The sequence below is a fragment of the Salinibacterium sp. M195 genome, from assembly GCF_019443965.1.
Classification (GTDB): domain Bacteria; phylum Actinomycetota; class Actinomycetes; order Actinomycetales; family Microbacteriaceae; genus Rhodoglobus.
Genome location: NZ_CP040814.1, coordinates 673205 through 695644 on the forward strand (window position 1 = coordinate 673205; position 22440 = coordinate 695644).

7 protein-coding genes are annotated in these 22440 nt (G+C 61.7%); 4 read left to right on the plus strand and 3 right to left on the minus strand.

Annotated elements, in window-relative coordinates:
• The first annotated feature begins 4 nt into the window (after positions 1–4).
• From FFT87_RS03275 to FFT87_RS03285, 3 genes are read left to right on the plus strand one after another with little or no spacing between them, the layout of a single operon-like run.
• The gene (locus FFT87_RS03275; RefSeq protein WP_219949940.1) at positions 5–16861 is read left to right on the plus strand and encodes a DUF11 domain-containing protein; all 16857 of its coding nucleotides are present in this window, start codon (positions 5–7) and stop codon (positions 16859–16861) included.
• Positions 16858–17310 (plus strand): hypothetical protein, encoded by a 453-nt coding sequence (locus FFT87_RS03280; RefSeq protein WP_219949941.1) that lies wholly within the window; start codon positions 16858–16860, stop codon positions 17308–17310. The genes FFT87_RS03275 and FFT87_RS03280 overlap by 4 nt, the downstream gene beginning before the upstream one ends.
• A gap of 57 nt (positions 17311–17367) precedes the next feature.
• Positions 17368–18003: a TrmH family RNA methyltransferase gene (locus FFT87_RS03285; RefSeq protein ID WP_219949942.1), complete on the plus strand. Its 636-nt coding sequence runs from the start codon at positions 17368–17370 to the stop codon at positions 18001–18003.
• Positions 18004–18012: 9 nt separating this feature from the next.
• Here the strand turns inward: FFT87_RS03285 and FFT87_RS03290 are convergent, their stop codons facing one another.
• Genes FFT87_RS03290 through FFT87_RS03300 form a run of 3 tightly spaced genes read right to left on the minus strand, consistent with a single transcriptional unit; the run spans position 18013 to position 21170 of the window.
• Positions 18013–18903: a carbohydrate ABC transporter permease gene (locus FFT87_RS03290; protein WP_219949943.1), complete on the minus strand. Its 891-nt coding sequence runs from the start codon at positions 18901–18903 to the stop codon at positions 18013–18015.
• A 2-nt stretch (positions 18904–18905) separates the two neighbouring features.
• The gene (locus FFT87_RS03295; RefSeq protein ID WP_219949944.1) at positions 18906–19883 is read right to left on the minus strand and encodes a carbohydrate ABC transporter permease; all 978 of its coding nucleotides are present in this window, start codon (positions 19881–19883) and stop codon (positions 18906–18908) included.
• A gap of 48 nt (positions 19884–19931) precedes the next feature.
• The gene (locus FFT87_RS03300; protein ID WP_219949945.1) at positions 19932–21170 is read right to left on the minus strand and encodes an extracellular solute-binding protein; all 1239 of its coding nucleotides are present in this window, start codon (positions 21168–21170) and stop codon (positions 19932–19934) included.
• Positions 21171–21520: 350 nt separating this feature from the next.
• On the opposite strand from FFT87_RS03300, the gene FFT87_RS03305 reads away from it, so the two are divergent.
• Entirely contained in the window at positions 21521–22426 is a 906-nt protein-coding gene (locus FFT87_RS03305) for an SIS domain-containing protein (protein ID WP_219949946.1), read from the plus strand.
• Positions 22427–22440 lie beyond the last annotated feature (14 nt).

A 22440-nucleotide genomic window follows, 5' to 3' on the forward strand; every position in this document is an offset into this window, starting at 1 on the left:
CTGTGTGCGCGCTCTGACTGGAGTCACCCTTGCTCCGCTGCAGTCGTATACCTACACCTGTACGGCGAACGGTCCGACGAGTGCCAGCTACGACACCACCGCAACGGCGTCAGCCTCGACGGTGGTCGGTGCGAACTCCGCGACCGGAAGTGACTCGACACGAGTGCTGCTTTCGGCCATCGCGCTGACCAAGACGAGCGCGCTCGCCGGTGGTGCAACGGGTCGCGCAGGCGACACCCTCAACTACACGTTCACGGTCCGCAACAGCGGAGATTCGCCGCTGACTGGAGTGGCTGTCGCTGACCCGCTCCCTGGATTGTCCGCAATCACCTACACCTGGCCGACCGGTACCGCTGGGGCGCTCGCCCCTGGAGCATCGGCAACGGGCCAAGCAACCTACACGCTTACCCAGGCTGACGTAGATGCCGGTTCGATCGCGAACACCGCGACCGCAACTGGCACTGATGCGGATGGCGGAATAAAGCCGACGGCTACGGCAAACCGCACAACTCCCATCCCTGTCAACGCGCTATTCGCTACGACGAAGTCGGCGACGTACGCGGGCGCTGGGGTCGGCAACGTTGGCGATACCGTCAATTACGCCTTCTCCGTGAAGAACACCGGAAATGTGACCCTCACTTCGGTGGTGCTCGCTGACCCACTGCCTGGACTCTCCGCTCTTGCGGTGACGTGGCCAGGAACATCCGGCCGACTAGCCCCGGGGCAGACGGCGACAGCAACAGCCACCTATACCGTCACCCAAGCGAACGTCAACGCCGGCAAGATCGTCAACCAAGCGAACGTCTCCGGTCGGACGCCGAAGAACGTTGCCGTGAGTGGAGTCAGTAACGAAGTGACGTTGGCAACGGCGCCAGCAGCTCCCGCGCTCACAACAACGAAATCGGGCACGGTCGCCAACCCCAAGGGTGTTGGCAGCGTCGCCACCTACAACTTCAGCGCGAAGAACACCGGTAATGTCACCCTCACCGGAGTCGCGATTGCTGACCCGCTTACCGGGCTTTCCCCTCTGACCTACTCGTGGCCGGGAACCGCAGGAACTCTGGCTCCGGGCCAGACCGTGACCGCCACCGCGACGTACACCGTGAAACAGTCCGACGTGGATGCTGGTCTGGTGCGCAACACGGCCACCAGCTCGGGAACATCTCCCGGCGGCACGGCCGTGACTGCGGCATCCCCTCGCGTTGACCTTCCCCTGCAGACTCGCGTGCCTGCCGTTTCTCTCGCGAAATCCGGGGCGCTCGCGGGCGGCTCGTCAGCAGGCAGCACCGTCAACTATTCCTTCGTTCTCACCAACTCTGGCAATGTGACGCTCACGAATGCTGGCATCACTGACCCACTATCTGGCCTCTCGGCCATCGCGTACGGCACGTGGCCGGGCACCGTTGGCACCCTTGCTCCCGGCCAGTCCGTCACTGCCACGGCAACGTACACAGTGAAGCAATCGGATGTCGACGCCGGCGCAGTCGTGAATAGCGCGACCGCAAAGGGAACCCCTCCCACCGGAGCTGACGTCACGCGCGCGACTCCCGCGACCGTTCCGATCACGGCCGACGCCAAGATGGTCGTCACCAAGTCGGGGGCGTACACAACAGGGTCCGGCGCAGTCGGCTCAGTGGTCACGTACGCCTTCAGCGTCAAGAATGACGGAAACGTCACGCTCAGCCAGGTTGCTCTCGCCGACCCGCTGTCTGGTCTTAGCTCAATCTCAGTAACGTGGCCCGGCGCGACCGGAGTACTCACTCCCGGTCAGACGGCTACGGGCACCGCGACGTACACGGTCAAGCAGTCCGACGTAGATGCCGGGTCGGTTAAGAACACGGCAACCGCTACGGCTAAGACACCGGCCGGTGTCTTAGTGACCCAGCCCTCCGCCGAGTCTGTTGTGCCCACGGTCGCACCGACCCGCGTCATCACCACCACGAAGTCGGCTGCAATTGCCGGCGCCGGAACCGGCAAGCTCGGCGATGTCATCGCCTACTCGTTCACCGCGAAGAACAACGGTAACGTCACACTCTCCGGTGTCACGATCGCTGACCCGCATGCCGGACTCTCGGCGCTGACCTATGCCTGGCCCGGCGCCACAGGTGTGTTGGCGCCCGGCCAGACAGTCACCGCGGTCGCGACCTACACGATCAAGCAGTCCGATGTCGATGCCGGAACGGTGAAGAACATCGCCACCGGTAGCGGAACCCATGGCGGCACCACGGTCAGTAGCCCCTCGCCCGAGATCACTGTTCCGACCGTCACGGCGAACCCCGTTATCACGACGCTCAAGTCGGGTGCGCTTGCCGCCGGTTCGACCGGCCGCGCTGGCGACACCGTGAACTTCACGATCAAGCTCACCAACTCGGGCAACGTCACCCTGACGTCGGTGTCGGCAACCGACACGCTCCCCGATCTCTCGGCGCTCACCTACGGCACCTGGCCGTCGGGCACCGCCGGAACGCTCGCGCCCGGACAGTCGGTTACGGCCACCGCTACCTACACGCTCAAGCAGTCAGACGTGGATGCCGGCTCGGTATCGAACACCGCCACCGGTTCAGGCACCCCGCCCACCGGCGCCGCCGTCACCAGCGTCAGCCCCGCCACAGTTCCGATCACTGCTGGCCCAGCCCTCACCGTCTCCAAGTCGGGCGCAGTCACGACCGGAAACGGTTCCGTCGGCGACACCGTGACGTTCTCCTTCGTGGTGCGCAATACTGGCAACGTCACCGCCACCGGCGTCGGCATTACCGATACGCTTCCGGACCTCTCCGCAGTCACCTTCGGCACCTGGCCGAGTGGCACGGCGGGCACGCTGGCTCCGAATACTCAGGTCACCGCAACGGCGACCTACGAGATCAAGCAGACTGACGTTAACGCTGGCTCTGTTGAGAACACGGCTACGGCATCCGGATCAACGCCGACCGGGGGAACGGTGACGGCGACCTCGCCGCGGGCCGTTGTGCCGACCGTCGCGCCGTCGCCGTCTATCACCACCACGAAGACGGCCAGCGTTGCGGGCACGGGTGCCGTTGGCGATGTCATCACGTACACCTTCACCGCCAAGAACACCGGTAACGTCACGCTGAAGGGCGTGACAATCGCTGACCCGCTCACTGGTCTCTCGGCACTGACCTACGGCACCTGGCCGGGTTCCACGACGGGAACGTTGCAGCCCAACTGGGAGGTCACCGCCACGGCGACCTACACAATCGTGCAGTCCGATGTCGATGCTGGCTCGGTCAAGAACCTCGCAACCTCGACGGGCAACTTCGGCACTACAGCCGTCAGTGATCCTTCACCTCAGGTGACGACTCCGACGATCGCCTCCGTTCGCACGATCTCTCTCGCGAAGACCGGCGTTCTTGCTACGGGTGCTACGGGCGTCGCGGGCGACACCGTCAATTACACCTTTGTCGTTCGCAACACGGGTAACGTCACGCTCACGAGCGTGGGAGTCACCGACCCGCTTCCCGGCCTCACCGCCGTCACCTTCGGTACGTGGCCCAGCGGAACTGCAGGCCGCCTGCTGCCCAACACGCAGGTCACTGCCACGGCAACCTACATTTTGAAGCAGTCGGATGTCGATGCCGGCTCGGTAGCGAACACGGCAACGACGCGCGGTACCCCTCCCACCGGTGCAGCCGTATCCGCTACGAATCCGGCCACCGTTCCGGTTGCGGCTAACGGTGCTCTCGCCGTGGCGAAAACGGGTGCCGTTACTTCGGGCACCGGCGGAGTCGGCAGCACGATGACCTTCTCGTTCACGATCACGAACCCCGGCAACGTCACCATGACGGGGGTCGCCATTGCGGACTCGCTCGTGGGGCTCTCGGCACCCGTCTACACCTGGCCCACCGCGACTGCCGGGCGTATTGCTCCGGGCGAGACAGTGACAGCAACGGCCACCTATACGGTGAAGCAGGCTGACGTCAACGCTGGCTCGGTATCGAACACGGCGACCGTCTCGGGCAAGACTCCGACAAATGCAACGGCCACTTCTGCGCCGTCGACCGCCAACGTGCCCACGATCACTGGTGCGCCTCAGCTCGCCACCACGAAGTCAGCGAACGTGACCTCGGGTGCCAAAGCTGGCGACTCGATCACGTACTCGATCGCCATCTCGAACACCGGCAACCAGACCATCACTGGTGTAACGCTCACCGATTCACTCGCGGGACTCTCCACTCCGGCCATCACGTGGCCTGGTGTTGCGGGCACTCTCGCACCGGGACAGACGGCCACCGCCCTCGCAAGCTACACCGTGAAGCAGTCGGATGTTGATGCTGGCTCGATCGCCAACACGGCGTCAGCAGCGGGAACAGCTCCGGGCGCGACTCCCGTCAGCGATGACTCCAACCCCGTGGTGACGACGACCGTTACCCCGGCCCCAACTCTCTCGCTCGTGAAGTCGGGCACGCTGCCGGCCGGATCCACGTCCGTTGCTGGCGAGGTCGTCACGTACAGCTTCGTCATCCGCAACACCGGCAACGTCACGATCACGGGTGCCGCGGTCAGCGACCCACTCTCTGGTCTTTCGTCGATCACTTACGGCACGTGGCCTTCGGGAACAACCGGAACGTTGGCGCCGAACACTCAAGTGACCGCCACCGCTACTTACACGGTGAAGCAGACGGATGTCGACGCGGGTTCGATCGCGAACACCGCGACCGCAACGGGAACGGGTGTGAGCGGCGGCGCCGCTACTCCGAAGACCAGCAGCGCCACGGTTCCGCTCGCCTCGACCGCGAAGCTCACCGTCTCGAAGACTGGTGCCGTTGCTGCGGGCGCAAACAAGGTCGGCGACACGGTCACCTTCTCGTTCGTCGTCAAGAACACCGGAAACGTCACTCTTTCGAGCGTCGGCATCGCCGACACTCTTGCGGATCTCTCGGCTGTCACGTTCGGCACCTGGCCGGGCGGCACGACGGGAGTCCTCGCTCCCAACGCGCAGGTAACCGCAACGGCGACCTACACAATCAAGCAGTCTGACGTGAACGCTGGCTCTGTGAAGAACACGGCCACGGCATCCGGAACTCCGCCATCAGGCCCCGTTGCTACGGCAACGTCGACGCAGGCTGTCGTGCCCACTGTTGCTGCTTCGCCAGCGCTCGTTACGACCAAGAGTGCCGTTGTCGGTGGCACCGGAACCGGCGCTATCGGCGACACGATCACCTACACGTTCACGGCACGCAACGCCGGTAACGTCACGCTCACGGGTGTCACATTGACCGACCCGTTGACCGGACTCTCCACCCCGACCTACGTGTGGTCAGGTGGTGTCAGCGGCCAGCTCAACCCGAACGCAACCGTCACCGGAACCGCCACCTACACAATTGCTCAGGCGGATGTCGACGCCGGTTCGGTCAAGAACATTGCGACAGCAACGGGCACGCCTCCCACTGGCGCTGCTGTGACTGCCCCGTCGCCGCAGGTCGTAACGCCGACCATTGCGTCAGCACCGAAGATCGGTGTGACGAAGTCGGGCGCTCTCGCGCCGGGTGCGCAGGGCGTTGCTGGTGACGTTGTCACGTGGAGCCTCACGCTCACGAACTCGGGCAATGTGACCCTCACCTCGGTGGCAGTCACTGACACCCTGCCGGACATTTCAGCAGTGAGCTACGGCACCTGGCCCTCAACGGCAGGAACCTTGGCTCCAGGCCAGAGTGTTTCCGCCACGGCCACGTACGTTCTGAAGCAGGCCGATATCGATGCCGGCGCTGTGTCGAACACGGCCAACGGTGCGGGAACCCCGCCGCGCGGATCACCCGCAACAGCGACTGCTCCGGCAACACTTCCCCTCGCATCGAACTCGACCGTCACGCTCGACAAGACCGCCGCCATTGTTTCTCCCGGCACGGGTGTCGTGGGCGACACCATCCGCTACACCTTCACTGCGGAGAACACCGGAAACGTCACGCTGACCAACGTGATCATCGCCGACCCGCGTCCCGGTCTCAGCGCGCTGACCTACGGCACCTGGACGAGCGGCACCGTTGGCCGCCTTGCTCCCGGACAGACCGTGACGGCGACTGCCGACTACGTCATCCGTCAGGCTGACCAGAACGCTGGTGTTGTGAACAACACGGCTTCCGTCTCGGGCAAGCCGCCCGTTGGGCCGAACACGACAGCATCGTCTGCCGCTGTTGCGACGCCGACCGCCACCCGCGTTCCCGGCATCCTGACTACCAAGACCTCGAGCGCTGCCGGAGCCGCTGCCGTTGGCGATGTCATCACGTACACGATTACGGTTCGCAACACGGGAAACACGACCCTCACCTCGGTGTCGGCGAGTGACCCGCTCTCGGGACTCAGCACGCTCACCTACGGCGCCTGGCCCGGTGGCGTGACTGGAACGCTGCAGCCAAGCACACAGGTTGTCGCGACCGCGAAGTACACGATCAAGCAATCCGATGTGAACGCCGGTTCGGTCACGAACACGGCAACAGGTCAGGGCACCTCTCCCTCTGCGGGTGTCATCACGGACCCCTCTGACGAGGTCGTCACGCCTACAGTCGCTGCGAACCCAGTTGCCACGTTTACGAAGACTGGCGCACTCGCTCCGGGCTCGGTCGGCCTCGCCGGCGACACCATCACCTACACCTTCACGACGAAGAACACGGGAAACGTCACGCTCACAGGCGTGGGTGTCACCGATCCGCTCCCCGGTCTTGGCACGATCTCCTCAACGTGGCCAGGCGCCACGGGTGTGCTCACTCCGGGTCAAACCGTCACCGCTACCGCCAACTACACGGTGAAGCAGTCCGATGTGGATGCTGGCTCCGTCAGCAATACCGCAACGCTCAGCGCTACCCCGCCCTCCGGGACACCGTTCACCGAGACTGATTCGGAGACGGTGTCGATCACGGCTACCCCGCGCATCGAAGTCGAAAAGACATCCGAAGTTATTGGCGACGGGGCACTCGGCGACACCGTTATCTTCACGATGACGATGCGCAACACGGGAAACCAGACCCTGACTGTTGTCACGCTGATCGACAGCCTGCCCGGTCTCGCTGCGCCCACCTTCGTCTGGCCAGGAGCAGATAACGAGCTCGCGCCCGGAGAGACCGCGGTAGCGACGGCCTCCTACGTTATCGATCAAGATGACATCAATCTCGGAACAGTAACGAACACGGCGACCGTGAGTGCACAGCCTCCAGGGGGAGCGCCCGAGGTGAACGCGTCTTCTGGCCCCGTGACCGTGGCGACTGGTCTGCAGCGTCCAGAGCTGACCACGACGAAAACAGTGTTGCCCGCTAACGTGCCGAGCCCTGCCGCTGTCGGGGCTGTAATCCCCTACGACTTCACGGTGAAGAACACGGGTAACGTCACGGTAGAAAACCTCGTGCTGAACGACCCACTCCTGGGTGCGTCAACGCCCACGCTCTCGTCGACCACCCTGTTGCCAGGTGAGACAGCCACGGCGACCGCGAATTACACGATCACTCAGGCCGACGTTGATGCTGGTGCGGTCACGAACACCGTGAAGTCTCAAGGAACCTTGCTCGGCGCAGTACCGATCGAAAGCCCTGTGGCTTCGGTGACGACGCCGACAGCGCCTGCTGCCCCCGGTATCTCGGTCACGAAGGCCGGCACCGCCGCTCAGGACGCAGGCGACCTGATCGACTGGACCTTCACCGTTACCAACACCGGAAACGTCACCCTCAGTGGCGTAACCCTTAACGATGCTCTTGCCGGCGTGACGCCCGTCTTCGGAACCTTCCCCAGCGGAATCTCCGGTCAGCTGAACCCCGGCGATAGCGTCTTGGCAACCGCTGACGACTACGTCGTGACGCAGGCGGATGTCGACGCGGGCTCCGTCGTGAACACCGTGACCGCATCCGGTACTCCGGCGCGCGGTGCTGTCGCCAATGCGACCACCGCTGCGACCGTGCCGCTGGCTCCCGATGCGGGAATCACGATCGTCAAGGCAGAAGACGTGACTCCGGCCGCGCGCGGTCTCGGCGACCCCGTGAACTTCACGTTCACCGTGACCAACACGGGTAACGTCACGTTGAGCTCGATCAGCATCATCGACGAACTCGATGGTGTCTCGGCGATCTCGTACGACTGGACAGGCAACCCCTCCCAGACTCTCGCTCCCAATGCTGTGCTGACCGCGACCGCGACGTACACCCTCACGCAGGACGACATCGACCGTGGCTTCGTCGATAACGACTCAAGCGTGCTCGCTTCGACTCCTGCTGGAGCGATCCTCGATCAGCCTTCCAACACCGTTACGGTCGCCACTGAAACGTCCGCCCCGGTTCTCGTGACGACCAAGGACGCCGTGCTCAACGGCACCGGTGTTGTCGGCGACACGATCAGCTACACGATCACGATGCTGAACGGCGGAAACGTCACCGTGACGGATGCCGCGATCACCGACTCTCTCGCTGGCCTCAGCGCTCTCGTCTACGGCGAGTGGCTTTCTGGTGTGGACGGCGAACTGGCTCCCGGCGAGTCCGTCTCTGCCACCGCGAACTACACGATCACTCAGGCGGATGTCGACGCTGGCTCGGTCAGCAATGTCGCGTCCGGCGATGCCAAGTCCGCTCGCGATGGCGCAGCGGTTACCGATGACTCTCCTGCCGCGGTTACGCCTCTCGTCACGCAGTCTGCTGCTATTTCGGCAACAAAGACCGGTGCGTTGGAGTCAGGCGCCGAGGGCGAGGCCGAGGACATCGTCGAGTTCTCCTTCACCATCACGAACGACGGCAACGTCACGTTGACCGGTGTGACCCTGACGGACCCGCTCGCTGACCTTTCTGCCATCACCTACACGTGGCCCACCGCGACTGATGGTGTGCTCGCGCCGGGAGCAACGGCTACTGCTGTCGCAACCTACGAGCTCAAGCAGAGCGATGTGGACTCCGGTTCTGTCGTCAACCTTGCAACGCCGTCTGGAATCGACCCCGGCACAGCGGATGTCGATGGTACCGAGGTCCCCGCAACCGTTGTCGTTGAGCCCAATGCGAGCCTCAGCGCGAGCAAGTTTGGTGAGCTCCGCGCCGGTGGAATTGGTCAAGTCGGCGACATTGTCGACTACACCCTCGTCGCGACGAACACCGGCAACGTCACCCTGCACGAGGGCGAGCTACTCGATCCGCTGCCCGGAATCACGCCTCCCGTCATTACCTGGCCTACTCCGGCAGAGCCTGGCGTGCTCAAGGTTGGCGAGTCCGTCACCGGAACCGCCTCTTACGCGCTCACTCAAGAAGACGTTGACCGCGGTTACCGCGACAACACCGCGCGCGTTCAAGCCCTGACCCCGAATAACGTGGTGGTTCCCGCAATCACGAACACCGTCATCATTCCGACGGTTCGGCCCGCTCCGCTCCTCACCGTAGACAAGTCGGCGGTCGTGGCCGACGCGGGCGAACTCGGCGACGAGATCGCGTACTCCTTCACGATCACCAACGATGGAAACATCACCGTCTCTGGCATCACTCTCGCTGACCCGCTACCCGGTCTCACGGGTCTCACCGTCAACTGGCCTGCCGCAAACACCACGCAGACTCTTGCTCCCCTGGAGAGCGTCACCGCGACCGCGACCTACGAAATCACTCAGGACGACGTAAACGCGGGAGAGGTCGTCAACACGGCCACTGCCAGCGGAACCGGTGCACAGAACACTCCGGTCACCGGATCCTCGCCCGAGGTCGTCACCGAAATCGTTGAGGCTGCTCCGTCGCTTACCGCGACCAAGAGCGCGGCCCTTGCGGCTGGTGCAACGGGAGTCGCGGGCGACACAGTTGAATACAGCTTTACCGTCACGAACGACGGAAACGTTTCTCTGACATCCGTCAACCTCATCGACCAGTTGCCAGGGCTCACGGCTGTGACGTTCGGCACATGGCCAACGGCGACCGACGGTCTTCTCAACCCTGGTGATGATGTTTCCGCGACCGCAACGTACACGCTCCTGCAGAGCGATATCGATGCAGGTTCTCTATCCAACAGCGTCAACGCCATGGGTGTTCCGCCGACCGGATCTGCTGTGACCCAGCCAGCATCCGCAACGCTCGCGCTCACGCCAGCCCCCGACTTCACGATCGTGAAGACCGGAGACCTCGGCACCCAACTAGGTGACGTCGACGATGTCATCGACTACTCGTTCAGCGTTACCAACTCGGGCAACGTGACGCTTTCGGGCGTAGTCCTCGTCGACTCCATGGCGGGTGTCAGCGACCCGGTCATCACGTGGCCAGGCGTCGACCGAGTTCTCGCTCCCGGAGAGACGGCGACCGCTACAGCGAATTACGCAATCACTCAAGAAGATATCGACGCGGGATCCGTCTCGAACACCGCTCAAGCGCTGGGTGCGACCCCAGATGGCAGTGAGTACTTCGAGTTCTCTGACCCTGCGGTAAACCCCACCGTTGACCGCGCGGCATCCGTCACGATCGACAAGGTCGGTACAACGCCGGATGGCGCGGCGCTTGGCGACCTCGTTCGCTACAACTTCACGCTGCAGAATACTGGCAATACGACCCTCACTGGTGTCGCGATCGACGACCCGCTCGTCGGGCTGTCGACCATCGTTTACTCGTGGCCCGGTGTTGCCGGAGAGCTAGCACCAGGCGCCTTGGCAACGGCGACCGCGTGGTACGCCATCACGCAAGCGGATATCGATCTTGGCTACGTGCGTAACTCGGCGGATGTCGACGCGACGTCTCCACTCGGTGCTGTTGAGAACTCGGTTGGCCCCATTGACGTGCCGACCGTGACGGCTGCCGCGGCGATCGAGACCACGAAGAATGGCGCGCTCGAACCTGGCGCCACTGGCTTCGAGGGTGACACGGTCGAGTACTCGTTCACCGTACGCAACACGGGAAACGTCAGCCTCACGAACGTGACGCTGACCGATCCGCTGCCCACTCTCAGTGCTCTTACCTACACCTGGCCAACGGCAACTGACGGCGCGTTGGCGCCCGGCCAGAGCGCAACAGCCGTTGCGACGTACACGCTCACGCAGGCTGATGTGGATGCCGGAAAGGTCGACAACACGGTCACCGCAGCGGGCACCCCGCCGGGCGGAGTCGTTGTCAACGACACCGCAGACGAAACCGTCACGATCACGCCTGCTCCTGTGCTGACTCCTTTCAAGTCGGGCACGATCCTGAACGGCGGCGTTGGCGCTGTTGGCGACACCGTTGAGTACCGTCTTACCGTGACCAACGACGGAAACGTCACGTTCACTGAGGGGCAACTGCTTGATCCGTTGCCCGGACTTTCCGTTCCCGTAATCACCTGGCCAGACAACAACAAGCCTGGCGAGATTCCCGTTGGCGAATCAGTTCTCGGGGTCGCCACGTATGTGATCACTCAGGAAGACGTCGACCGCGGCTTCATCCCCAATGAAGCTGATATGTCTGCGAAGACTCCTGCTGGTGTGGTCATCACTGAGGAATCCAACCTCGTCATCGTTCCGACCGTTTTGCCGGCACCGAACGTCACCGTTACCAAGACGGGTACACCGCGCGGTTCTGCCAACCTCAACGACACGATCGATTACACCTTTGAGATCCTCAACTCGGGCAACGTCACCCTCGACACGGTGACGCTCAGCGATCCCCTGCCGGAGTTGTCGGCGATCACGATTACCTGGCCAACACCGGCAAGTCCCGGCGTACTGGCTCCTGGCGAGATTGCGACAGCGACGGCCACCTATGTGATCACTCAGGTCGATGTGGATGCGGGCTCCGTGCTGAATATCGCAACGGCTAAGGGCCTTGACCCCAACGACACCGCTGTCACCGATGGCTCAGAAGCGAACACGGTTCCCACCGAAGCGATTCGGGCCATTGTCGACCTCACGAAGAGTGGCGTATTGGCTGACCCGGCGCGCGCCGATGAGGGCGACATCGTCAACTGGTCGTACGAACTGACCAACACCGGCAACGTCACGCTCACGGGCGTAGCAATTGTGGATGCGCTACCGCTGATCTCTGGCATGACCTACGTGTGGCCGGGAACCCCGGGCACTCTCGAGCCTGGTCAATCGGTGACGGCAACGGCAACATCCGCTCTCACTCAGGCCCAGATCAATGCGGGCACGGTGTCGAGCCAAGCGGTCGGCTCTGGCACCCCGCCTCGCGGGGATGACGTGAGTGATCCTGCGACAGCGGCCGTTCTTCTTGCGCCGCAGTCCGGCATGAGCGTCACGAAAACTGGTGCGCTCAACGGCGTCGGCAATGAGGGCAACGCTGGCGACACGATCGACTACAGCTTCGGCATTACGAACACGGGTAACGTCACGTTGACTCTCGTCAACCTCGTTGACGCTCTCGCTGGTGTCAGCACCCCAGTCTTCACTTGGCCAGGGACCGAAGGCATTCTGGAACCAGGTGAAACGGTTACGGCAGTCGCTGACTACACAATCACTCAAGACGATGTCGACCGCGGCACGGTATCGAACGTTGCAACGGCCAGTGGAAAGCCGCCTGTCGGCGACACGATCTCGGTCAGCACGACGGTAACGGAGACAACAGTCGCCCCGGCCGCCGCATCACTTGCCGTGACCAAGTCATCGAGCACTGGTGCAAACGCTGGTGTCAACGACATCATCACCTACACGTTCCTCGTCGAAAACACCGGAAACGTCACCGTTGACCAGATCGTCATCACTGACCCCCTGCCCGGACTCAGCACTCCTGTAGTGAACTGGCCCGGAGCCAACGGTGTGCTCGCCCCCACCGAGACGGCAACAGCAACAGCGACCTACGCCATCACGCAAGCCGACGTAAACCTCGGCCGCGTCGACAACTCGGCCGTCGCCAACGGCACCTCGCCGACCGACGTTGCCGTACCGAGCAACACCGCGGTGGCATCGACCCCGACGGATGCTGCAGCCCCGAGCATCCTCGTGACTAAGAGTGGTGCTCTGGCGCCAGGATCGACAGGATTCGCTGACGACCTCGTTGAGTTCGACTTCTCGCTCACGAACACAGGAAACCAGACCCTCATCGGCGTTGACCTCGTCGATGGTCTCAGCGGTGTTTCTGCGCTCACCTTCTCGTGGCCTACCGCCACGGCAGGCACGCTCGAGCCAGGCCAGACGGTGACGGCAACAGCGACCTACATGCTCACTCAAGATGACATCGACTCCGGCTCCGTCGTGAACACGGTGCGCGGTGACGCCACGCCTCCCTCTGGTGTCGAGTTCAGCGAGACTGCGCCCGCAACGGTTCTCATTCCCGCAAACGGCGACCTCGAAGCTAAGAAGTGGGGCCAGCTGCGTGCCGGTGGAATCGGACAGGTTGGCGACTGGGTCGACTTCCGCCTCGAAGTCATCAACACCGGCAACGTGACATTGCACGACGGCGAACTGCGTGATCCGCTTCCCGGACTGAGCGTTCCTGTCATCACCTGGCCCAACCCGGCCCAGCCCGGCATTCTGCTCCCCGGCGAAATGGTGATCGGTGAAGCATCCGTTCAGCTCACGCAAGATGATGTTGACCGCGGCTACATAGCGAACATTGCGGATGTCGGAGCCACCGACCCCAACGATGTCGACGTTGCCGCGACCTCGAACGAAGTTATCGTGCCGACGGTTCAACCGCAGCCGAGCATGACAATCGTGAAGTCGGGAGCAATCGCGCTGACCGGCGAGAACGGCATTGGTGACAGTGTCGAATTCGAATTCGTGGTTCGCAACACCGGCAACGTGACGATCGGCTCGATCGTTGTCACCGACCTGCTTCCCGGAATGACCACGCCTGACGTGCAGTGGCCAACCGCGACAGAAACTCTCGCGCCAAACGAAACTGTGATCGCAACGGCCAGCTACCTCATCCGTCAGTCGGATGTTGACCGCGGCTACGTGGAGAACACTGCGAGTGCTACGGCCGTTCCGGTGCGCGGCGACAACATTTCAGCGGTATCGAACACGACAGAGGTGTCCACCGAGGCTCCGAGCGTTGTGGTTGCTGTCACTAACGTTGGCGCCTTGACGAATGCTGGCCCGGCAGAAGCCGGCGACACGGTCACGTGGAGCTACAGCTTCACCAGCAACAGCAACGTGACGCTGTCGGGCGTTGAACTGAGTGACTTTATCGGTTCGCTACCGGCCGGCGACTACACGTGGCCAGGGATCGTGGGCGAACTCATCCCCGGCGCTACCGTCACCGCTGTTCGAGTGCAGGCGCTTACGCAGGCAGACATCGACTCTGGTGCTGTCTCCAGTGTCGTCGCCGGCGAGGGAACTCCTCCGGTTGGTGCTGCCGCGACGGCCACCGCACCGGCAACGGTTGTTTTGGCCGCGGATGGTCTGCTCCAGGTGACTAAATCGAGCGAGCTCGCAGTTGCCGGCGAGAACGGCCCCGGCGACACCATCAACTACACGATCGTTGTCACCAACACCGGAAACGTCACGCTGCGCACGGTGACCATCACCGACAGTATCGACAACGTCTCGATCAACTCGATCGTGTGGCCAGCCAACAGCGGCGTGCTCGCCCCTGGCGAATCCGCGACGGCCAGCGCAACCTATGTTCTCGAACAGGACGACGTTGACCTCGGGTACGTAGACAACACCGCATCCGTTCGGGGAGTGACGCCAGGCGGCGACGCTGTGACGGCAAACTCGAACGTTGATCGTGAACCGACGGCGGCAGCCAACCCCAGCATTACAGCCCAGAAGTCGGGCGTCATGACTTCTGGTTCTGGTGGAGTCGGCTCTGAAATCACCTACAGCTTCATCGTGAAGAACACCGGAAACGTGACCCTGCGTCTCGTCGGCGTGCTCGACCAGCTCATCGACGTTGTGCCTTCTGACCTGACCTTCCCCTCGGCGACCGGTATTCTCGGCCCGAACGAGCAGGCCGCTGGCTCCGTGGTGTACACGGTTACTCAGGCCGACGTTGACAAGGGCACAGTCGAGAACACGGCGACGGCGATCGGAACCGCACCGGATGGCACCGAAGTAACCGGTGTCTCGAACACGGTCACCAACCCGACCGAGCCAGCAACGCCATCGATCGTGACCACGCACACGGCGGCACTCGCCATTGGGGCAACCGGCGTGCTCGGCGACAGCATGAACTACAGCTTCAGAATCGCCAACAATGGCAACGTAACGCTCGATGGCGTGACGCTGTCGAATACGATTCCTGGACTGACGGACTTCGTCTACACGTGGCCAAACCCCGCAGCTCCTGGTGTTCTCGCTCCGGGCGAAAGCGTTACTGTCACGGCGACTCGACTCATCGATCAAGCGGATGTCGACGCCGGCGAAGTACGCAATATCGCGACTGGTGAAGGAAACTCTCCGGCCGCAACCGCCGTGGATGCTGATTCGGCAGTCACCGTTGTGCCTCTCGTGGCGGCAGCCTCGTCCCTTGATATTGGCAAGGTTGGCACGGTTCGCGATTCAGGTAACCCCGTCGTCGTTGGTTCGTGGATCGACTACAGCTTCACGGTTCTGAATGACGGCGAGACGACTCTCAGCGGTGTCACTGTTTCTGATCCGAAGCTCGGCACGACTGCCGTTGTGTACGGCGCGTGGCCTGTCACTAGCGGCGTGCTGGCTCCGGGTGAGTCCGTCACCGCGACGGCGAGTTATCAGGTGACACAGGCTGAGTTCGATGCTGGTTCTGCTTCCAACACCGCAGCAGTCTCGGCCACGAACCCGAGCGATGGTGCAGTCGCCAACACGTCAAACACTGTCGTCACACCGACAGCTGTGGGAACTGCAGACATCCAGATCACGAAGACGCAGGTGCTGGCTGCTGCAGCGACGGGCCGAGCCGGCGACACCGTGGAGTACAGCTTCGAGGTACTGAACAACGGCGAAGTCACGCTAAACGGTGTGACCATCGCTGACGATCAGCTCGATCTGAGCACGGTAACGATCACGTGGCCGGGAACGCCTGGCGTGCTCGCTCCGGGACAGATCGCCACCGCAACAGCAACCCACGTGCTCACTCAGGCCGATGTGGATTCAGGTTCGATCAGTTCTGACGCTTCGACTTCGGGCAAGCCCGTTGTCGGCGCCGTGGTGATTGATTCAGCGGCGGGATCAACCCCGATCGCCGAGAATCCGTCGATGACGATCGCGAAGACGAGTTCGTTCGCAACGTACGCCCAGCAGGGCGCAACAGTGAACTACCGCATTGAGGTCGTCAACACCGGAAACGTAACGCTCACCGCGGTGACTATCACCGACCTCAAGGTTGATCTTTCTGCGCTCAGTTACATCTGGCCGGGAACAGCCGGTGAGCTTGCTCCTGGGAAGAAGCTCGTCGCAACGGCCTCGTACGTAATCACGCAGGCTGATGTGGATGCCGAAGAGACGGTGAATGAGGCAAGCGTTAACGCGGATGCCCCCTCTGGTGCTATCGCTCCTGAATCGGCCACTGATGTGCTGCCGATCCCGAACGTGCCCAGCATTGCGCTGACGATTTCCGGAGTGCTTGGGGCTGGGCAACAGGGCTTCCCTGGTGACATTGTGACGTTCACCTACGTTGCGACGAACACGGGAACTTTGCCGCTGACGAACGTGACGATCGCCGACCCCCGCGCCGGCCTTTCCGCGATGCGCTACGGCACCTGGCCGGGAGCAGTGGGCCAGTTGGCGCCGGGCGAATCGATTACGGCAACGGCGACCTACGTCATTCGTGAAAGCGACGCAGGAACGCTTCTCTTCGAGACTGCGACCGTGACGAGCACAGAGCTCAACTCGGGCGACCCGGTAGTGGCGTCAGCGCAAACAAGCTTGCAGCTGCCTATCAAGGCACTCTCTTACACTGGATCAGACCCCCGAGGAACCCTCGCAACCGGGCTGGGCACACTGCTCGCCGGCCTCGCACTGATCCTGCTCGCACGCAGAAGACAACGACAGGAAAATTCATGAAGCTCCGCACACGACTGACCGCTACGGCCGTACCCTTCGCGATTCTGGCACTCACGCTTGCCGGTTGCACCAACAGTGGTACCGATGGTCAGCCAGATCCGGCCGAGAGTTCCGCTGCAGCAGAGCAGACGCCAGGCATCACTGATATTCAGGATTCACCGGGAACAGGCGAGAACCTTCAGGGTGCGCTCGCTGACTCCACAGTCGACGAGTGCAAGCGAGCCGGCGATGAGTGGACTGTCTCCGGTAGCGTCACGAATTCGACCGACACGAGTGTCACCTACCGCATTTATGTTTCGCTGCTCAACGGGGCAAACGATACTCGTGCTCTCACTCAGGTAGATGTCGACGCAACCGAGCCCGGCGCATCCGCTGACTGGAACATTGCGATCCCTGTCGCCGAAGATGAACTCAGCTGTGTGCTGCGGGTAGAGCGCTACGAAAGCTAACCAGCCCTCACGCTAGGTCGGTACGACAGTCGCAGTTGTGGCGAGTATCGTGGAACGGTGACTGAACCGAACCCCAGCGTCGAGCTGTCGACCCACGGGGTGGGGCCGTGGCGGGGCGAATTGCCCACCGATCCCCACTACGATCCCGTGCTGCTCGAACGCGGCGATACCCGCAACGTTATCGACCGGTATCGCTACTGGAACATGGAAGCGATCGTTGCCGATCTCGATGTGACGCGGCATCCATTCCACGTTGCCATCGAGAACTGGCAGCACGACATGAACATCGGTTCCATCGTGCGCAGCGCCAACGCGTTCGGTGCCGATACCGTGCACATCATTGGGCGTCGGCGCTGGAACAAACGCGGCGCCATGGTCACCGACCGCTACCAGCACGTGCTGCATCATCCGGATGTCGCGGCCTTCGTCGAATGGACCGAGGCCAACGACCTGCCGATCATTGCGATCGATAACGTGCCAGGCAGCGTCATCATCGAGACTTTCGATATGCCCAAACGCTGCGTTCTGCTGTTTGGCCAAGAGGGTCCGGGCTTGTCGCCCGAAGCCATCGAAGCAGCGACGGATGTCGTGGAGATCAGCCAGTTCGGTTCCACCCGATCCATCAACGCTTCAGCCGCGGCTGCCGTAGCGATGCACAACTGGATTACCCAGCACGTCAGCTTCTCAAGTTAATCGTCTCCGCTATTTGACGCTGCCCGCGGTAAGTCCGCCGATGAGGCGCTTCTCAATGAGCATGAAGAGAATCACTACCGGGACGATGGCCACGATGGAGACACCGAAGACATAGTGCCACGACGTCTCGTACTGGCCGACGAACTTGGTCAGCGCAACCGAGAGCGGCTGGTTACCCGCTGTCGAGAGGATGACGAGTGATGCTGCGAACTCGTTCCAGCAGGCGACAAAGGTGAAGACGATGGCGGTGACAATGCCGGGCCAGACCAGTGGCAGGTTGATCTTGAAAAGCACCGTCAATCGGCCAGCTCCGTCTAGCTGGGCTGCCTCGTCGACTTCCTTGGGAATCCCCGCGAAGAACGAGTGCATAATCCACGTCGCGAAGGAGAGATTGAAGGCGGCGTTAATCAGGATCATGGCCGCCCAGGTGTCGATCAAGCCAAGCGCGACGAACTGTCGGAACAGGCCAGAGGTGAGCACGGCAGGTTGCAGCATTTGGGTGACGATGACAAGAAACAGGAAAACCATGCGGCCGGGAAACTTGAACCGTGCGGTGTAGTACGCAGCGGGCATTGCCACCAACAGCACAATGAGCGTTGCAAACACCGAGATGATGATTGTCGAGACGAGGTTCTGGCCCACCGGTGTTTCGGGGGTTGACCACATCGTGATGTAGTTTTCCCAGTGCCATTCTGTGGGGAAATAGGTTGGCTCAACCGACCGGATCTGGGACTTCGTTTTCACTGATCCGAAGAACATTATCGAATACGGCAAGATGAAGACGATGAGTACCGCTAGCCCGGCGGACATCCGAAGGATCACCTGGCGGAGCGGGATCTGGTCCTCGGTGTAGCGACGTTTGCGAATACGCGGAGGCGCTGGCGTTGACGTTGCAGACATCCTTAGATTTCCTTCGTTGGTTTGACGACGCGGATGTAGATTGCGACGATCACGATCACGATCAGGAACGCGACGACAGAGAGCGCGCTGGCGACATCCACTTTGTGCTGGTTCTGGATGTACTTGAAGATCATCGTCATGATCGTGTCGGCGTCGTATCCGGGGATCGACCCTGTCATCACCTTCAGGATCGGCAATGAGTTGAAGACGTTGATGATGTTGATGAGCACTGCAACGGCAAGGGCGCCGCGAAGTTGCGGGAGCACGACTCCAAAGTAAGTGCGGGCCGGGCCGGCGCCATCCATTTTGGCTGCCTCGAGCACGTCGCGGGGAACGGTCTGCAGTCCCGCCAGAATTGTGTACGTCGTGAAGGGCAGCGATACGAACACCGCTATCACGATCGACCAAGCGAAGGCGGTTTCTGGGTTTCTGGTCCAGCCGAACCCTTCAGCGTTGGCGACGAGGCCGACATCGACAAGGAACTTGTTGACGATGCCGAAATAGGGTTCAAGCCCGTAATAGACAACCATTGTCGTCATTACGACGGATGCAGCCCAGGGGATGATCACGGCGAGTCGAACGATTCGTCGGCCGGGGAATGCCTTGTTGAGCAGCTGGGCGAGCCCGAGCGAAATGACCACACTGGATGCGACGACCGAGACTACCCACACGATCGTGCGGAAGAAGATGGGCCAGAAGTAGGGGAACGTGAAGACTTCAATGTAGTTGTCGAAACCTACCGAGCCCTTGTCGATTCCCGAGATGGAGATGTCTCGTGTCGAGTTGTAGAACATCACGACCGCAGGGAAGAGCACCACTCCAAAAATGAGGATGAGCGCCGGCCCGATCCACGGAAGCGCGGCGACGGTATCTCTCCAACTTGTGCGGCTCGTGCCTGAGCTACTAGGAGAGTAGGTGGGGGTGCGGCTCTTCTTCGCCGCACCCCCACCTATCGGTGGCCTATCAGTTGTTGTGCTCATGATTCGGTCACACCGATCTCTTAGTTGATTTGCTATGGAACAGCGAGCCTAGCCAGCGTCTACTTGAGCCTGGATCTCTGCAAGCACCTCTGCTGCTGGCTTGTTCTGGAGCTGGCCGAAGAGTGCCTTGAATGCGCCGTCAGCAGCCGACCACTGGGGGTTGTTGCTGGGGTAGAACTTGGCATCCGGAAGCACCTCAAGGAACGGCTGGAGCGACTCTTCGCCGTTGAGCCGCTCTGCGCCCGACTTGGTCGTCGGCAGGAAGCCTTCGGCCTGAACCCACGGAACGTAAACGTCAGCGGTGTAGAAGTAGTCGAAGAAGGCCGTGATTGCTTCGGTCTTGGCGCCATCGTTCTTGAACGCCATCAGGCGGTCAGCGACACCGAGTGTCAGGCCGCTTCCATCCTTTGTGGGGATCGGAACGATGGAGTAGTCAAGATCGGGGTTGCCTTCGGCGATTTGACCAACTGTGGGGGGAAGGCCAACCTGCATGCCAATCTTGCCCTGAACGAAGATGTCCATGAGCGGCGAACGGTTTGTTGATCCGGCATCTGCCTGAGTGGCTCCGGCGTCAATCATCTTCTTGATCTGCTCGGCACCAGCGGTGTTTGCTGGGGTGTCGATCGTCAGTTCAGCATCGTCACCGAACGTTCCGCCGGCGCCCCAGAGCCAAATTGCGGCTTCTGCTTGAGCTTCTTCGGATCCGAGTGGCATGCCGTAGCCTGCGACTCCGCCTCCAAGCGCGGAAACCTTCGTGGCTGCATCGAGGAGTTCGTCCCAGTTCGTCGGGGCAGAAACCCCGGCCTGTGCGAGTAGATCGTTGTTCACGAAGAGGGCACGAGCCGATGCGATGAAGGGCAACGCGAACGTTGTGCCGTCAATCTGCTCATTCTTGATGAATGACGTCTGGAAGTCGCCAAACGTGTCCGGCGACGTAACTTCTTCTACGTCGTAGAGGAGATCATCGGCGGCGAAGCCAGCAGAAGGGCCACCGTTGTAAATGTCTGGAGCTTCTCCACCTTGAATTTTGGTGGCGACGACGCTCTCGAGGTTGTCCCACGACTGAACTTCGAGGTTGACCTTGATCTCAGGGTTTGCTGCCTCGAAGCCGTCAATGACGTCTTCCCACAGGCCCTGGGTGCTGTCGGAGTAGCTGGGGACGAGAAGGTCGATTGTTGTAGCACCGGATGCGTCGCCGCCCCCGGTTCCGAAACCACACGCTGCCAGCGTCAAGCTGGCAGTGGCCGCAACAGCAATTGCTGAAGCTATGCGCGAAGACTTGTTCATTGATGCTTCCTCACTTAGTGAATGGCGCATCATCGCGCTGAACAGCCTCGCGCGACTTTGCGTGTATGGCAACAACACTGCGAGCGAAGCCCGATGGTGATTGCTGAGTGTTACATCGGTGAACCAATCAAATTAGTTCACTCGACGCAAGGAATCTATGCGCATAAAAGTGGTTCGTCAAGAGGTATCGGTGATTTTTGGCTAAAGAACTCGTCAAATGCATGGATAAGCCGCGGGAATCTGTAGCGTGAAGGAAATGATTGATAGACACCCCTTGCAATCATCTGCAATCATTGAAATAGTCGCATTTGTCGATCGACGACAGCCTTTTTCGCAATTTGGAGCTAATCATGAGTCAACTTTCCGCTGGCCACCCCAGCAATATGGGGATCGAACTGGCCTCGCAGCCAGAGACCTGGGCGCGCGCACAAGAGCTGCGTGATGCACAGGCCTTGCTGCCCAGTGCCGGTCAGCGGGTCGCGGTCGTGGGATGCGGAACCTCCTGGTTTATGGCGCAGGCCTACGCAACTCTGCGCGAAGCAGGCGGGCACGGCGAGACGGATGCCTTTGCGGCCTCAGAAGCTTTTGTCGACCGGGGGTATGACGCCGTCGTCGCGTTGACTCGCTCCGGCACCACCACCGAAGTTCTCGAACTGCTCGACGGACTCTCGTCGAAAGTGCACACCATTGGCGTCGTCGGAGACGAACAATCTCCTCTGGTCAATTCTGTCGACTCGCTCGTCTCGCTGTCGTTCGCCGATGAGCGCTCCGTCGTGCAGACACGTTTTGCGACAACAGCTCTCGCGCTTTTCCGGGCATCTCTCGGTCATGACCTCACTCCAGCAATTGCGGATGCCGAGCGAGCTTTGGCCGAAGAACTTGCTCCAGAACTAGTCGACGCAGAACAGTACAGTTTCTTAGGAAGCGGATGGACTGTCGGGCTCGCACATGAGGCAGCGCTCAAAATGCGCGAAGCCTCACAGTCGTGGACCGAGTCGTACTCCGCGATGGAATACCGCCACGGACCAATTTCCATTGCCGCACCCGGTCGAGTTGTCTGGACCTTCGGCCAAGCACCGAGCGGCCTCGACAGGCAGATCGCGGCTACTGGGGCTCACCTAGAGCTGGGAACCCTGGAACCGATGGCAGAACTCGTTCGCGCCCAGCGGGTCTCCCTAGAACGAGCGTTGGCGCGAGGTCTCAACCCCGACGAGCCGAGAAACCTCACGAGGTCCGTCGTTCTCGATTCCCAATGAACGAATCGCTCCGG